Source organism: Pontibacter qinzhouensis, assembly GCF_008017455.1.
GTDB classification, from domain to species: domain Bacteria; phylum Bacteroidota; class Bacteroidia; order Cytophagales; family Hymenobacteraceae; genus Pontibacter; species Pontibacter qinzhouensis.
This window is the reverse complement of the sequence record NZ_VRTY01000060.1, coordinates 21,612-37,817: the sequence shown is the minus strand read 5'-3', so window position 1 is coordinate 37,817 and position 16,206 is coordinate 21,612. Positions and strand designations below refer to the sequence as shown.

14 protein-coding genes are annotated in these 16,206 nt (G+C 47.6%); 2 read left to right on the top strand and 12 right to left on the bottom strand.

Going from position 1 to position 16,206, the window contains the following annotated elements; all coding sequences use genetic code 11:
* Window positions 1-1,667, top strand: a 1,667-nt coding sequence (locus FVR03_RS15360; protein ID WP_147922646.1) for an aspartate--tRNA ligase family protein, incomplete at its 5' end; no start/stop codon positions are given.
* Window positions 1,668-1,917: 250 nt separating this feature from the next.
* Here FVR03_RS15360 and FVR03_RS15355 read toward each other — a convergent pair.
* From FVR03_RS15355 to nuoK, 4 genes are all read right to left on the bottom strand, one after another.
* Window positions 1,918-3,300 carry an NADH-quinone oxidoreductase subunit N gene (locus tag FVR03_RS15355; protein ID WP_147922645.1) on the bottom strand — a complete coding sequence of 461 codons (1,383 nt, stop codon included), beginning with the start codon at window positions 3,298-3,300 and terminating at the stop codon, window positions 1,918-1,920.
* A gap of 32 nt (window positions 3,301-3,332) precedes the next feature.
* A complete protein-coding gene (locus FVR03_RS15350; protein WP_147922644.1) occupies window positions 3,333-4,799 on the bottom strand; it encodes a complex I subunit 4 family protein in 1,467 nt (488 codons plus the stop codon).
* Window positions 4,800-4,811: 12 nt separating this feature from the next.
* Window positions 4,812-6,734, bottom strand: a complete 1,923-nt coding sequence (gene nuoL, locus FVR03_RS15345) for an NADH-quinone oxidoreductase subunit L (protein WP_255474235.1) — start codon at window positions 6,732-6,734, stop codon at window positions 4,812-4,814.
* A gap of 79 nt (window positions 6,735-6,813) precedes the next feature.
* Window positions 6,814-7,143 (bottom strand): NADH-quinone oxidoreductase subunit NuoK, encoded by a 330-nt coding sequence (gene nuoK / locus FVR03_RS15340; RefSeq protein WP_147922642.1) that lies wholly within the window; start codon window positions 7,141-7,143, stop codon window positions 6,814-6,816.
* 813 nt (window positions 7,144-7,956) lie between these two features.
* On the opposite strand from nuoK, the gene FVR03_RS15335 reads away from it, so the two are divergent.
* Window positions 7,957-9,021 (top strand): DUF6929 family protein, encoded by a 1,065-nt coding sequence (locus FVR03_RS15335; RefSeq protein ID WP_255474236.1) that lies wholly within the window; start codon window positions 7,957-7,959, stop codon window positions 9,019-9,021.
* 48 nt (window positions 9,022-9,069) lie between these two features.
* Here FVR03_RS15335 and FVR03_RS15330 read toward each other — a convergent pair whose 3' ends face one another.
* The 8 genes from FVR03_RS15330 to FVR03_RS15295 form a co-directional block, all read right to left on the bottom strand.
* Window positions 9,070-9,579 (bottom strand): NADH-quinone oxidoreductase subunit J family protein, encoded by a 510-nt coding sequence (locus tag FVR03_RS15330; protein ID WP_147922641.1) that lies wholly within the window; start codon window positions 9,577-9,579, stop codon window positions 9,070-9,072.
* A gap of 5 nt (window positions 9,580-9,584) precedes the next feature.
* Window positions 9,585-10,094 (bottom strand): NuoI/complex I 23 kDa subunit family protein, encoded by a 510-nt coding sequence (locus FVR03_RS15325; RefSeq protein WP_147922640.1) that lies wholly within the window; start codon window positions 10,092-10,094, stop codon window positions 9,585-9,587.
* Between the two features lie 78 nt (window positions 10,095-10,172).
* On the bottom strand, window positions 10,173-11,234 hold the full coding sequence (nuoH, locus tag FVR03_RS15320; protein ID WP_147922639.1) for an NADH-quinone oxidoreductase subunit NuoH: 1,062 nt from the start codon (window positions 11,232-11,234) through the stop codon (window positions 10,173-10,175).
* Window positions 11,222-12,220 (bottom strand): NADH-quinone oxidoreductase subunit G, encoded by a 999-nt coding sequence (locus FVR03_RS15315; RefSeq protein WP_147922638.1) that lies wholly within the window; start codon window positions 12,218-12,220, stop codon window positions 11,222-11,224. The genes nuoH and FVR03_RS15315 overlap by 13 nt, the downstream gene beginning before the upstream one ends.
* 157 nt (window positions 12,221-12,377) lie before the next feature.
* Window positions 12,378-13,724 carry an NADH-quinone oxidoreductase subunit NuoF gene (nuoF, locus tag FVR03_RS15310; protein WP_147922637.1) on the bottom strand — a complete coding sequence of 449 codons (1,347 nt, stop codon included), beginning with the start codon at window positions 13,722-13,724 and terminating at the stop codon, window positions 12,378-12,380.
* A gap of 53 nt (window positions 13,725-13,777) precedes the next feature.
* Entirely contained in the window at window positions 13,778-14,326 is a 549-nt protein-coding gene (locus tag FVR03_RS15305) for an NADH-quinone oxidoreductase subunit NuoE family protein (protein WP_147922647.1), read from the bottom strand.
* Between the two features lie 59 nt (window positions 14,327-14,385).
* Window positions 14,386-15,639: an NADH dehydrogenase (quinone) subunit D gene (gene nuoD, locus FVR03_RS15300; RefSeq protein ID WP_147922636.1), complete on the bottom strand. Its 1,254-nt coding sequence runs from the start codon at window positions 15,637-15,639 to the stop codon at window positions 14,386-14,388.
* Window positions 15,640-15,698: 59 nt separating this feature from the next.
* Window positions 15,699-16,205 (bottom strand): NADH-quinone oxidoreductase subunit C, encoded by a 507-nt coding sequence (locus tag FVR03_RS15295; protein ID WP_147922635.1) that lies wholly within the window; start codon window positions 16,203-16,205, stop codon window positions 15,699-15,701.
* Between the last annotated feature and the right edge of the window lies 1 nt (window position 16,206).

Here is a 16,206-nt window from a genome sequence, read left to right as displayed (position 1 = left end):
CTACAGGGCAGGTAATTGAGCGTTTTTCCAAAAACGATAAAATACCGACTGGTGCCATTGAAGTAAAGGTAACGAAGCTCGATGTGCTGAACCCGGCCAAACTGCCGCCTTTCCTCATAGAAGACGAAACCGACGGCGGCGACGACCTGCGCATGAAGTACCGCTACCTGGACCTGCGCCGCACACCAGTGCGCCGTAACCTGGAGCTGCGCCATCGCATGATGCGCGAAACCCGCAACTACCTCGACAGCCTGAACTTTATTGAGGTGGAAACGCCGGTGCTGATAAAGTCAACACCAGAAGGTGCCCGCGACTTTGTAGTACCATCGCGTATGAACCCTGGTGAGTTTTATGCTTTGCCGCAGTCGCCACAGACATTTAAGCAGCTGCTGATGGTGTCAGGATTCGACCGCTATTTCCAGATCGTGAAATGCTTCCGCGACGAAGACCTGCGCGCCGACCGTCAGCCGGAGTTCACACAAATAGACTGCGAAATGGCCTTTATTACCCAGGAAGATATTCTGAACACCTTCGAAGGGTTTATCCGCCACCTGTTTAAAACAGTAAAAGGAGTGGAGATAGCAGAGCTGCCGCGCATGTACTATGCCGATGCCATGCGCCTCTACGGCTCCGATAAACCAGATACACGCTTCGGAATGCAGTTTGTGGAGCTTTTAACATTAGCTGACGAAACACCAAATGATTACCAAGATCCTATTTCGGATCAAAATCCTGATAATATAATTCTAGAAGTAGGCGGTTTACATCATAAAGCTGATATAGACTTAGTTAGAAACAGAGGCCTTAAAGTTTTTGATGAGGCGGAACTTGTAGTAGGTATTAATGCTAAAGGGGCAGCCAATTACACTCGCAAGCAGCTCGACGAGTTGACTAATTTTGTAAAGCGTCCACAGATTGGCGCTACTGGCCTAGTGTATGCCCGTGTGGGGGAAGACGGCGCTGTGAAATCTTCTGTGGATAAGTTTTATTCACCAGAAGATACACAAGCTTGGGCAGCTGCTTTTGAAGCTGAACCAGGTGACTTATTACTTATACTTGCTGGACCCGCAGCAAAAACAAGAAAAGCTTTAAATGAACTGCGTCTGGAAATGGGTCAACGGTTAGGTTTAAGGGATAAAAATAAGTTCTCTCCACTTTGGGTAATTGATTTTCCGCTTCTGGAGTGGGACGAGGAAAATAAACGTTACCACGCTATGCACCATCCCTTTACATCTCCTAAGCCAGAGGATTTAGCATTGATAGAGCATAACTCCGTTCCAAAAGATTCTCATGTTGTAAATCGTGAACTTGAGAAAATTCGTGCCAATGCTTACGATATGGTGATTAATGGTGTAGAAGTGGGAGGTGGTTCTATCCGTATCCACGACCGTGGAGTGCAGGAGCAGATGTTCAGCCTGCTGGGCTTTACCAAAGAAGAAGCTGTAGCGCAGTTCGGCTTCCTGATGAACGCTTTCGAATACGGTGCACCTCCGCACGGTGGCATCGCCTTCGGTTTCGACAGGTTGTGCTCCCTGTTCGGAGGCGCAGACTCCATCCGCGACTTCATTGCCTTCCCGAAAAACAACTCTGGCCGCGATGTCATGATAGACGCTCCGTCTCCAATTGCCAATGCGCAATTAGATGAACTGCAGATAAAGCTGAAGTAGCTTCTTCTGAGATACAGTACCTAAAATTTTATAGCAGCGCCTGCCATTGGAGATCAGTGGCAGGCGCTGCTGTTTTTAGTGGTTAGGCTATAAAGCTTTGGAATTATTCTAATTAAAATAGCCTTTCAAGAGTTCTAACGCTATTTTATCTCTAGGGTGCATTTATCTAAGAAGCACTTTGATATCTGATAAAACAAAAAAGGCTGCCTCTTCCGAAGCAGCCTTTCTTTATAATATTGTGTGGGTATGGTTAAATCAGGTCACTTACCAGGGCTGGTGCTATACCAAGCAGAATGGTGAGAACTGCCACAAAGATAAGTACAAAAGAGGCGAGGCTTGTAACACGAACGCGCTCATAGTTGCCTGCCGGATGCATATACATGGCGATAACTACTTTAAAATAATAGTAAATGCCTACGGCTGCCAACAGTACGGCAACAACAACTAACCAAATCAGGCTGTTATCTTCCACCACCGATGTAAACACGAAGAACTTGCCGAAGAAACCTGCTGTGAGCGGAATGCCAGCTAGCGAGCACATCGAAACGGTCATGACAAAGGCTAGCAGCGGGTTAGTCTGGCCTAGCCCGTTAAAGGTTGCGAAAGACTCATCGTTGCGCTGTACCGTTACCAGCTTCAGTACGCCAAAGGCAGCAATGGTAGCCACAGAGTAAGCCAGCGAATAAAAGAAGATAGCAGACTCAGAGCGCTCGTTAAAGGCGATCAGGGCCATGAGCAGGTAACCGGCGTGCGAAATACTGGAGTAAGCCAGCATCCGTTTAACACTGCCTTGCACTGCTGCACCTATGTTGCCAACTACCAGCGTTAGAACCGTAATAGCGATCAGAGTCGGGAACCAGGTGCTGTAAGAAGAGGCAAAGGCAGCATCCATTAACTTGTAAAACGCAGCCACACCTGCAACCTTCACAACAGTAGACATAAAGGCTGTAAAGAGGGTAGGAGTACCTTCGTACACATCCGGTGTCCAGAAGTGGAAAGGAGCAGCCGAGATTTTAAAAGAGATACCAATCACAATCAGCAGCAAGCCCATCACAAACATGGTATTCTCAATTCCGTCGGGGCCAATAGTGGTGCCTGCAATGGTGGTAATATCGAAAGAGCCGGTTGCACCATAAATCAGCACGATGCCGAAGAGCAGGAAGCCGGTAAAGAAGGAACCCATCAGGAAGTACTTCAGAGCTGCTTCGTTGGAGCGTGGTCTCTGTTTGTCGGTTCCGGCCAGTATGTACATGCTAATAGACAGAATCTCGATTCCCAGGAACAGCATGATCATGTTCTCGAAACTTACCATCATAATGGCACCCATCACCGCAAACAGCAGCAGCGAGTAATACTCCGCCAGGTTCTCGTCCTGGTCGGCAACATAACGCTGCGAGAAGGGCAGAATGAGTAAGGTTGAGAGTACCATAACACCTGTAAAACCCACCGCGTAGTTGTCGATGGTGAGCATGTTGTTAAAATAGCTCTGCGGGTCGTTCCAGCTGAAAAGGTTCACGCCAAACACGATCGTCAGGAAAAGGATCGCCAATGGCAACAGCATTCTGTTAGACTTCAGGAACCCTGCAAAGAGGTTAATAATCCCGAATCCGGCTAGAAGTATAATGGAAATCATAGCGTTGTTTTTCTTCTAAATCGTTTCTTTTATTATCTCTTCTGAATGATGTTCAGCAGGTTGAATACAGCAGGTTCTGAAATATCGAGGAAAGTGCTCGGGAATAAACCAATCCAGAAAACCATGATAACCAGTGGAATAAGCACTGCTTTCTCGTTAAAAGTCAGGTCCGCAAATACTTCTGTTTCTGGCGACCTGGTACCGAACATAACACCCTGGAACATACGCAGCATGTATACTGCTCCCAGAATAATGGTTATGCCGGCTACAGCGCCAAATACATAATTGTATTGGAACACACCCGATAGCAGCAGGAACTCACCCACAAAGCCGTTGGTAAGCGGCAGCGCCACAGAACCCAGCATCAGAATCATAAAGCAGATAGATAAGGCCGGAGTAGTTTGTGTGATACCACCCAGGCTAAGAATCTCTCTTGTTTTGGTACGGCTAAAAATAATATCGATAATAAAGAAAAGTCCTACCACATTTATACCATGGCTCAGCATCTGGATAACACCACCTTGCAGCCCCTGCTCCGTTAGTGAGAAAATACCCGCCGAGATGAGGCCAACGTGCGCGATAGAAGAATAAGCGATCAGGCGTTTGAGGTCGCGTTGGCGGATGGCAATAACAGACGCGTAAATAATACCGATAATCGACAGCACCAGCACCACATCGAGCCACTGGCTGGCGCCACTTGGCACCACCGGCAGTAACCAGCGCAGCACCCCGTAGATACCCATTTTCAGCATAATACCGGAAAGGAGCATAGTAGCCTGCGCAGGCGCTTCGGTGTAGGTGTCGGGTTGCCAGGTATGGAACGGGAAAACAGGCATTTTAATAGCGAAAGCCAGGAACAGGAACCAGAAAATCCAGCTTTGAGTGTTTGTGTCGAGGGCTAACTGGTAAAATGCGTTTATATCGGAAGAATGCGGTGCTATGCCTGTAGCCGGAGTCTGGAAGTACAGGTAAATAAAAGCAGCCAGCATAAAGAAAGAGCCGAAGATGGTGTAGACAAAGAACTTGAACGTAACGGCCACACGTCTGGCACCGCCCCAGATGGCAGAAATAAAGTAAACCGGAATAAGTGCCACTTCCCAGAAGAAGTAAAACAAGAATGCATCCTGGGCCACAAACACACCGATCAGGCCGGTCTGCATAAACAGGATGAGCGCGTAAAAGGCATTCGGTTTTTTGTAATCGTGTTTAAAGCTGGAAAGCACAATAAGAGGAACCAGGAAGGTAGTGAGCAGCACCATCAGGAGGCTGATGCCATCCATGCCGATGCTGAAGCTGATGCCGGCACGCTCCACCCAAGGCACCGAAAGCTCGAACTGAGGGGCTGTTTTGGCTACAACAAAGGTAGTGGCTGCAAACAGGGCAATGGCAAATTCAACGAGTGCCGCTATAAAAGCCACGCGTTTGGCTCCCTGCCCTTTTACCAGCAGTACCAGCAGGGCAGCCAATGCAGGCCAGAAAAGTAATAAAGCTGTCATCATCTTCTGTGAACCTTATCCTATAAAGAAGTTTAAAAATAGAATCAGCACGATGCTGAACACCATCACCATTACATAAAACCCAATGGCACCGCTTTGGGCATAACGCAGGGTGCGACCACTAAACGTTACAAACTTACCAACACCATTCACAATGCCATCTACCAGCACCACATCCACTACGCGATAGAACGCCGTGGAAAGCCACATCAGCGGCTTCACGAAAAGGGTGTTGTACAGCTCGTCGATGTAGTATTTGTTATAAACCAGGTTATGAACAGGCGAGAGGCGTGCATCTTCTGCAACAGGCACTGTCTCTTTCTTCACATACATGACATAAGCAATAATGATGGCTATAATAGCCACTGCCACTGAAATGGCCATGAGCAAATACTCCGTTTCGTGTGAGAGGTGCATCGGCTCAAAAGGTGTGGCGTTAATGCCTTTTGCATAGTTGTAAAGCGGCGACAGGTAGCTGCCAATAATGTGGTTGGAACCGAATACCGAAGGAATGCCTAAGAAACCACCAAAAGTTGAAAGAACTGCCAGCACGATAAGCGGAATGGTCATAATGGCTGGTGACTCGTGCAGGTGGTGGCGTTGTTCCTCCGTACCTCTGAACTTGCCGAAGAAGGTCAGGAACAGGAGGCGGAACATGTAGAAAGCAGTCATGAAGGAGGCCAGCAATCCGAAAGCCCACATAATAGGGCTATGCTGATACACATGCGCCAGCAGCTCATCTTTAGAGAAGAAACCAGCGAAAGGCGGAATACCAGAAATGGCCAGTGTACCGATCAGGAAAGTGAGGAAGGTAATAGGCAATGCTTTTTTCAGGCCGCCCATATTCCGGATATCCTGCTCGTTGCTCATGGCATGTATCACAGAACCGGCACCCAGGAAAAGTAGTGCTTTAAAGAACGCGTGGGTAAGCACATGGAACAATGAGGAAGAAAAAGCCATGACACCAAGTGCCAGGAACATAAAGCCTAACTGACTAACAGTAGAATAGGCCAATACCTTTTTGATATCGTTTTGCACCAGACCAATAGTGGCAGCTACTAAGGCGGTAACCAACCCTATAATAGCAATTACATCGAGTGTGGTAGGAGCCAGAATGAACAGTACGTTGGAGCGAACTACCATGTAAATACCTGCTGTTACCATGGTTGCAGCGTGTATCAGGGCCGACACAGGCGTTGGGCCTGCCATCGCATCGGGTAACCAGGTAAACAACGGTATCTGGGCACTTTTACCCATAGCACCTACAAACAGGAGCATGGTAATGGCAATTAACACTGGTGTATCTACACCGGCCACACGGGTTGCCTCAGCAAATACCTGCGGGTAGCTCACGCTGCCGAAGGTGATGAATATAAGGAAGATGCCTAAAAGAAAGCCTAGGTCACCGATGCGGTTCATGATAAAGGCTTTCTTGGCAGCATTGTTATAGTTGGTGTTTTTGTTCCAGAACCCGATGAGCAGGTAAGAGCACAGTCCTACGCCTTCCCAGCCCACAAACATCATCACGTAGTTGGAGCCCATTACGAGCAGCAGCATCGAGAACATGAACAGGTTCAGGAAAGAAAAGAACTTGCCAAAGCCTTCGTCGTGACTCATATAACCAGCTGAGTACAAGTGAATCAGGAAACCAATGCCTGTCACCATCAGCAGCATCAGGAGCGTGAGCTGGTCTATCAGAAAAGAAAACCCGATTTGCAGACTGCCTACCGAAATCCAGTTATAAAAATCGACGGTGTAGGGGCGGCTGCCAGAGGAGGTGAAATCCAGGAACAGGTAAATGGAGATCAGGAAAGATGCCAGTACGGTGCCGCAGCCGATGAGGCTCACAAGTCCTTTAGGTAATTTCCGGTTGCCCAGGCCGTTCAGAGCAAAGCCAATAAAGGGCAGCAGCGGAATAAGCAAACACAGCAGTGCCATTTCCGGTCTATTCGCGGGCATTACTATTTCTTGCATGAAGCTAAAAAATTTAAGTTGAGCTGTTCAGAAAAATAAGATATTACCATTTCAGGTGGTTGAGCAATTGCACATCGGTAGAGCGGAGGTTGCGGTAAATCATTACAATAATAGCCAGGCCAACGCAAACTTCGGCTGCCGCCACCGCCATAATGAAAAACACGAAAACCTGTCCGTTTGGGTCTGAGCGGTAAGCCGAAAATGCTCCCAGCAGCAGGTTGACGGCATTTAGCATAAGCTCCACACACATGAAAATAATGATGGCATTGCGCCTGGTGAGCACACCAATTACACCGATAGAAAACAGGGCTGCGCTAAAATAAAGGTAATACTCTAATGGGATGGTTCTGATAACCTCAGGTATATGGTTCATCTTCCGTGGGTCTGAACGTGGTTGTGTTTTGGTACAAAGCTATACTTAAGTAACAAAGTTACCCCAATTTTTAAAAATCCATAACATATTTCTGTTCTAATAGCGTTGCAACTCGTTTGTTTGGGTCCCTGAACGTCTTTTTTGTGCCTGTTTCAGTTTAGAAGTGCTCTGATTACCATCGGTGCACAAATTCTGGCCTTGCCAACTGCCTGGGGCAAACGTAATTTGTACTGCCAAAATACAATTACCCTTGCCTATGCAGGAGCCAAAAAGCCTTCTGAAGGCCATTTTCATTTGAATAATTTGCATTGTAAACTTGCTACAACGTTAGAGGTCTTAGAGGTTGAATGGTTGACCTGGAATTTTTTTAGCCTTGGGCAAGAAGCAGCTATAGACAGCCTGGATCTGATTCAAAAATAGCAGCACCTTAAGAAAAGCGACACATACATCACGTATTAAGTATCACGTTTTTTATGATATGTATATCCAGATCAGTTGTGTTGCCGTCTTAATTAGTCTGCTTTGTTGATGTGGAACAAATCTCAATGGGAGTTTCGATTAATTCTGGTGCTTTTTAGGTGAGTTAATCCAGTAATATTAGAATCCTGATTCAGATAAATTATTTAAATGAAAATGGCCTTCAGAAGCATTTTGATGTATTTAGTGCCAAGGGTTAACAGGCCAGGAGGTGGTGGAGGAGCAGGGGTTGATTATTGCCGACGATAACAAAATAGAGTTTAAACGATCTTTTTGCCGGAGAACCTGCGTATAAGTTTGCTCAAGTGCTACCTTGACTAAAAGTATAAGCTTGTGATGCTAAAAGAAACTTTACCTAAACTGCTTTTCTTTTTACTTTTCCTGAGCAGTGCCTCCTGCCGCAATGTACCGGCAACAACACAGGTACTTACCTCCGATGCCCCGTTTTCCATCGAATCTAAATCCAGGATGAAAGCTGTTATTCAAAAGAGAACTTTTTACGACAATATACCTTCCGGCTCCGGCCTCGAAGAGCACAATGGTGTTTTATACATAATCGGCGATGACTCTCCTTTTCTGTACAGCCTCGACCGGGAGTATAACCTGCTGGAACGTTATGCTCTGACAGATACCTCCAACTTTAGTTCCGGAAGGGTAGCTAAAGCCGTAAAAGCAGATCTGGAGGGCCTCACAAAAATAGAGGCAGATGGGCTCACTTACCTGCTTATGCTCGGATCGGGGTCCAGCCCAAGCCGGAATAAAGCTTTTCTGGTCGAAATGCCCTCAGCAGACAAAGCACCTGTTATCACCCAATTCTCGCTCGACTCTCTTTACCATAATATGCAGCAGAACGAAGAGATTATCGGGAACGGTTTACTGAACATAGAAGGCGTGGCGGCAGGAGGAGGTAAGCTTTACCTGCTACAGCGTGCTCTAGGTTCTAACCGGAACGTGCTTATCACTTTCGACCAGCAGGAGTTTATGGACTATTTGCGAGGCGACACTGGTGGGGCTGCACCGGCCTATAATTTAACTTTTTTCAGGCTGCCGATTATGGGCATACAGGAAGCCGGCTTTTCCGGAGCCTATTTTTTTGAAGATAAGCTTTTCTTTACCGCTTCTATTGAGAGTACCACCGATGCAGTTGCTGATGGCACCATTTTAGGGAGCTACATTGGGTTTATTCCTTTGCAGCAACTTTCGCAAGATGCTGCGGTGGCCACTGTTGCGCCTGCCGGGGTAATTACCAGACCCGATGGTGCTATGTTTACAGGTAAGGCAGAGTCGTTGGTCGTACTGGAGAGCAGCAACCGCAGCAGGCGCTACCGTATTCTGGCTGTTACCGACGATGATCGTGGTAATTCAGAATTACTGGAGATCAGTCTGAGGCTGAACCAATAAAAAAGCCAGTGCTTTGCGGCCCTGGCTTTTCTTATAGAATTTTTTTGTTTAAAAATGTTTTTCTCCGGCTTCTTTTTTGCCTAGCATTACTGCGCCCACCATCGCTACCAAAAACAGTACTGATGCCAGTTCAAACGGAAGCAGGTAATCACTAAACAGTACTTTGCCCAGGTTCTCTACCATGCCGATCTGTGAATTAAAGGTGGCAGGGTCGTAGGTTCTTACAGTTGCGTCTTTTAAGGCTGCCACTAAGACTACGAATAGCAAGCCGCCGGCAATGGTACCTGTTACTTTACTGACAACCGATGTCTTTACACGTTCTTCGTTCTGGTTCAGGAACATGATCACAAACAGGAAGAGCACCATAATAGCGCCGGCATACACAATAATGTTAACCGCAGCCAAAAACTGCGCATTCAGCAGTATGTAGTGCCCCGAGATGGTAAAAAAAGTTAGTATCAGAAACAATACGCTATGTACCGGGCTTTTAGATACAACTACCATAAGCGCGCAAAGCAGCGTAAGCGAAGCAAGGAAAAAAAACAGGTTATCTGTCATCGGAGTTATTTTGTTTCGGTCGTTTTAAGAGGTTCTACCAGGCGGTCTTTGCCATAAATAAATTCATCGCGCTCGTAACGGGCCGGTGCAATTTTATCGTCCTGCAGGAAAATGGCTGCCTTGGGGCAAGCCTCTTCGCATAAGCCGCAGAAGATGCAGCGCAGCATATTTACTTCGTAGGTAACAGCGTACTTCTCTTCGCGGTACAGGTGCTCTTCTCCCACTTTACGCTCACCGGAAATCATGGTAATGGCCTCAGCCGGGCAAGCCACTGCACACAGGCCGCAGGCGGTACAGCGCTCTCTGCCCTGTTCATCGCGCTTGAGCACGTGTAGCCCACGCCATACATCGCTTCGCTGCCTTGTCTGCTCCGGGTACTGTATGGTAGCCTTCTTCTTGAAGAAGTGCTTCAGTGTAATGCCAAGACCCTGTGCAATAGCAGGCAGATACGCTTTTTCAGCGAATGTCATCTCCTTTTTTGCCAGTTTCTTGCTTCTATTTGATAGTGGTTCCATTTCTTTTTTGTTTGATTGTTCATCAGGTACTGGTTTTAAAACAGGGTACCTGCCTGTAACATTCAATAAGTTGTACTATTAATTAAAAAAGTGGTCTTTCAGCATAATGCCGCCACCTGTTAATATAATGTTCAGGATTGCCAGCGGAATTAATATTTGCCATCCGAGCTTCATCAGCTGGTCGAAGCGGAAGCGCGGAAGCGTCCAGCGAACCCACATGAAGAAGAAGATAAAGAAGAAGATTTTGGCAAACATAACCACTACGCCTAAAATCGTAATCACATTGTTGGCAATTACGGGGTCATCTGAAATAATGGCTCCAAGTTCATGCATAAACGGAAAGTTATAGGCCCCAAAATAAAGCGTTGCCATAACAGCCGAAGCCACGAAGATATTGATATACTCCGCGAACAGGAACAGGCCCAGTTTCATGGAGCTGTACTCGGTATGGTAGCCACCCACCAGTTCGGCCTCACACTCCGGTAAGTCGAATGGGGTACGGTTCGTCTCGGCGAAGGCACATACCAGGAAAATAATAAAACCCAGTGGCTGGTACCAGATATTCCAGTTAAAGCCAGCCTGTTGCGCTGCTATTTCTCTAAGAGAAAGGGAGCCCGTCATCATCAGAATAGCAATAATAGAGAGGCCCATGGCCAGCTCGTAGCTAATGTTCTGCGAAGCAGCACGAATGGCACCCAGTAGGGAGAACTTGTTGTTAGAAGCCCAGCCACCAATCATCAGGCCGTAAACACCTAAAGATACTACGCCAAACACATATAACAGCCCAATGTTTACTTCTATTGCCTGTAAATAAACTTCGCGGCCGCCGATTATCAGCATATCGCCAAACGGAATTACCGCACTCGACATACAGGCAATGAGCATGGCTACACCCGGACCCAGAATAAACAATGTTCTGTTGGAACTGGCCGGAATAAACTCTTCTTTAAAGAACATTTTACCAGCATCGGCCAAAGGCTGCAGCAAGCCAAAAGGCCCTGCCCGGTTTGGTCCGATCCGGTCCTGAATAAAAGCGGCTACTTTACGTTCGGCATAAGTAGAGTAGGTGGCAATCAGAAGCGTAATACCAAAGATTACCAGTATGTATATGGTTTTATAAATTAAATCTACGGATTCCATTGTTCTGGTGCGTTAGGTAAATCTTTTTTAGCTGATCGGGGCAGGTTTGGTACAATAGGTACGTTTACCACAGGCAGTTCGTAATGGTTTGCCGAAATTACGGAGCCTCTGTCTATGTGGCGCGGTCCTTCTATTGTCCAGTCGCTCATTTCTTTTTTATCGAAACGGCAGGTGTTACAGATAAACTCTTCTACTTCGTTGTACTTGTCTTTACGGGCTGTTACGCGCAATACCTGGTCGCCACGATTCCAAAGTGTTACCTTACCGCTACAGGTAGGGCAGTCGCGGTGGGCATCAAGCGGTTTAGTAAACCATACACGGTTTTTAAAACGCCATGTTTTGTCGGTGAGCGCACCTACCGGGCACACATCAATTACGTTACCAGACATTTCATGGTCTACCATGTTCTCGATGTAGGTGCCTATCTCTGCCGCATCGCCACGACCTAATACACCGTGCACGCGCTTCTCTGCCACCTGGTCGGCAGTGTATACGCAGCGGTAGCACAAGATGCAGCGCGTCATGTGCAGTTGTATGTATGGCCCAAGGTCTACTCTGTTAAAAGTTCTTCTTTCTTCTTCGTAGCGTTGGGAGCTTACGCCATGCTCATAGGAGAGGTCCTGCAGGCTGCACTCACCGGCCTGGTCGCAAATAGGGCAATCGAGAGGGTGGTTAATAAGCAGCATTTCTACAATGCTTTTGCGGGCATTCAGTACGTCTTCGTTGGTGGTGTTCTCCACCACCATGCCATCCTGCACCTGTGTAATGCACGAAGCTACAAGTTTAGGCATGGGGCGCGGGTCTTTGGTAGAACCCTGTGTTACCTTTACCAGGCAAACGCGGCACTTGCCACCACTGCCTTTCAGAGGCGTGTAAAAACACATAGCCGGTGGCACTACATTACCGCCAATTTTTCGGGCAGCCTGTAGAATGGTAGTTCCATCTTCAACTTCTACCTCAATGCCATCGAATGTTATCTTAGCCATTAGTATGTTTATGCTTTATGATTACAGCAGCTTAGCTGCCGGTAATGTCTTTTTAGTTATGTTTAGTTCCTCTTCAGAACTGATTTTGCAACACCTACAGGCTTTCCATTAGATTTTAAGATGCCCAGATCTAGCGTCTAATGTTTAGTGTCCAAGTTTAAGCTGTTACAGAATCAAGCTGGCCTCTGTAAACGGCTCCTGGTGCTGTGGCTTCTTTCGGGTACTTAATGTGCCATTCGAACTCATCGCGGAAGTGGCGTATGGCAGCTGCAACCGGCCATGCGGCCGCATCGCCTAGTGGGCAAATGGTATTACCTTCTATTTGTTTGGCTACGCTTACCAGCAGGTCGATGTCCTGCTGATGGCCGTGGCCGTACTCGATGCGGTGCAGCACCTTCTCCATCCAGCCGGTACCTTCGCGGCAAGGGCTACACTGGCCACAGGACTCGTGGTGGTAAAAGCGGGAGTAGTTCCAGGTATTACGTACAATGCACTGGTCTTCGTCGAACACGATAAAAGCACCGGATCCCATCATGGACCCGGAAACAAAACCACCATCCGAAAGCGACTCATAAGACATCAGGCGACCTTCGCCAGCGGTTGTTTTCAGGATCAGGTTGGCAGGTAAAATCGGAACGGAGCTACCTCCCGGCACTACGGCCTTCAGTTGCTTCCCTTTCCAGATGCCACCACAATACTCGTCAGAGTAAATAAATTCCTCCACAGGCACACCCAATTCAATTTCAAATACACCCGGGTTGTTGATGTTCCCGCTGGCCGAGATCAGTTTGGTGCCTGTGCTGCGGCCAATACCTACTTTGGCGTACTCCGCACCTGTGTTGTTCACGATCCAGGGCACACTGGCAATGGTTTCTACGTTGTTTACCACGGTTGGAGAAGCAAAAAGCCCTTTTACAGCCGGAAAAGGAGGCTTGTTACGCGGATTACCACGTTTACCTTCCAATGATTCCAGTAAAGCAGTTTCTTCGCCACAAATGTAAGCTCCGCCACCTGGGGCCACATGCAAGTCGAGGTCGTAGCCTGAACCCAGTATGTTTTTGCCCAGCAAGCCAGCTGCATAAGCTTCTGCAATGGCTTTTTCCAGAATTCTAAGGATGAACATGAGTTCACCTCTAATGTAAATGTAAGACGTATTGGCACCCAGGGCATAGCTGGAGGTAATCATGCCTTCTATGAGGGCATGCGGGTTACGTTCCATAAACCAACGGTCTTTAAATGTGCCTGGCTCCGACTCATCGGCGTTGCACACCAGGTAACGGGGCACACCTTCTGGTTTGGCCAGAAAACTCCATTTCATGCCCGTTGGGAAGCCTGCACCTCCACGGCCACGCAGGCCGGAGGTTTTTACTTCTTCCACCACCTCTTCCGGGGTCATCGTTTTCACAGCTTTTTCTACAGATTTGTAGCCTCCGTGTTTGCGATATACCTCCAGCGTCTCGATGCCGGGTACGTTAATATGTTCAGTTAATATTTTAAGTCCCATACAGCAGGATGTCTTTCGTCTTTAGTCTCGGCTTACTTAATTTAAATCTGCTGCTAACTTTTCTGGTAAGCAGCTTGATGATAAGGCGTTTCTACCCCTGATTTGCGCATCATCTCCAAAAAGGCGTCTACCTGCTCCTCTGTTTCGAGATTCTCGTAGAACTTTTCGCGCACCTGCAGCATGGGGCCTGTGCCGCAGGAGGCCAGGCACTCTACTGGTTTCAGCGTAAACAAGCCATCTGCACTAGTACCGCCTTCTTCTACGCCAAGCTTGTGTTTAAGCGTTTCTATAAGTTGGTCGGCTCCCCGCAGGCAGCAGGGGCCGGTGCGGCAGACCTCTAATACATGCCTGCCAACAGGCTTCAGGTTGAACATAGTGTAAAAAGTAGCTACCTCATACACCTCTATTGGCTCAATATCCAGTATTTCGGCCACTTTGTCCATTACCTCCGGGCTTACCCAGCCGCCAAACTCCGCCTGCGCGATATGCAGAATAGGTAAAATAGCTGATTTCTGACGGCCTTCAGGGTAGTGGCTGATGTAGCGCTGTATGTCGGCCATGGCCGCATCAGAAAACTTAACTTCGTTTTTAGTCTCTGCCATTAGTACGATTGTCATTGGTTGTGTTGCAACGCCCAATGTTACATGATGATTTGAAAGAATTAAGAGTCTAGCTCGCCTGCTATAACGTTCAGGCTACTCAACGTCAGGATGGCATCTGATAACTGGCTGCCAACAATCAGCTCCGAGTAAGCCTGGTAATATATAAAGCACGGTCGGCGGAAGTGGAGCCTGTATGGCGAACGGCCTCCGTCGCTGATGAGGTAGAAGCCAAGTTCACCGTTACCTCCTTCTACAGAATGATACACTTCGCCTTTAGGAGCGTCTGTTTCTCCCATCACTATTTTAAAGTGATAAATCAGGGCTTCCATGCTGGTATAGACAGCTTGCTTTGGAGGCAGGTAATAATGTGGCGCATCGGCATGGTAAGAGCCTTCGGGCAGATTGGTAACAGCCTGCTTGATTATTTTCAGGCTTTGCCAGATCTCCTCGTTGCGAACCATAAACCTGTCGTAAATATCGCCGTTGGTACCTACTGGTATCTCAAAGTCAAAATCCTCATAAGAAGAATAAGGGTTCATTACCCGTACATCGTAATCTACACCGGCAGCACGCAGGTTTGGTCCTGTAAACCCATAGTTCAGGGCACGTTCAGCTGATATAGGACTTACACCTTCTGTTCTGTCTATAAAAATGCGGTTGCGGGTAAGCATGTTCTCGAACTCGCCCCACACCTTCGGGAAACGCACCAGGAACTCTTCTATTAAATGAATAGCCTTTGGAGAGAGATCACGCTCCATGCCACCTATGCGACCCATATTAGTTGTTAAGCGTGCGCCGCAAACTTCCTCGTAAATGTCGTAGATCTTTTCGCGCTCCTGCATAACGTACAGAAACCCTGTTAATGCGCCTGAGTCTACGCCGATTACGGAGTTACAGATCAGGTGGTCCGAAATCCGGGCCAACTCCATCATGATAACCCGTATATACTGTGCCCTTTTCGGAATAGTGATACCGAGTAGTTTCTCTACCGTCATGTGGTAACCCATGTTGTTAATCGGGGCAGAACAATAGTTCATCCGGTCGGTCAGGGGCGTAATCTGGTAGAAAGGCCGGCGTTCAGCAATTTTCTCGAAGGCACGGTGTATGTAACCGATCGTAGGCACGGCCGACTTAATAATTTCACCATCCATTTTCAGAATGTTCTGAAAAATACCATGCGTAGCCGGGTGCGTAGGGCCCAGGTTGAGCGTGGTTAAGGTGCTGTCGTTTTCGTGTTGCAACACGAGCTCACGGTAGCCTTTGTGGTCTTCGAGAGCAGTAGTTGCCTTTATATCTTTTGTTTCAGTAGCCATAAGTATGGGTATTCTGTTCTGATTACTGCGCCCCTGCGGGCAACCGTAACACCATAGGCCTAACGCCCGAAAAAAGTATCAATCTTATCTTCTCTTGTCTGGTCTTCCAGCGGGTACTGCTTCAGCATCGGGTGGTACTCCATATCTTCCACATTCAGGATGCGGGTAAGGTTCGGATGACCGTTAAAGATGATGCCGTAAAAGTCGAATGTCTCACGTTCCATCCAGTTGGCTGTGGCATACAGGTGAGTAAGTGTAGGCATTACAGGGTCAGCCGCAGAAAGGTATACTTTGATGCGAACACGATAATTATGGCGCAGGCTGTGCAACTGGTACATCACACACAGTTCCTTCTCCTTCTGGTCGGGGTAGTGAATGCCGCACATGGTCGTCAGGAACCTGATTTGTAGCGACTCTTCGTCGTAGAGGTACTGGATGAGCGGCACAATGGTGTCGCGGTCGGTAAAGAAAGTCATAATGCCATCCGGATCGTAGGCATCGCGGATGTGGTCTTCCCCAAAATTGTCTATTAGCAGACCAAGTACATTCTCGTTTGTAAGCTCCATG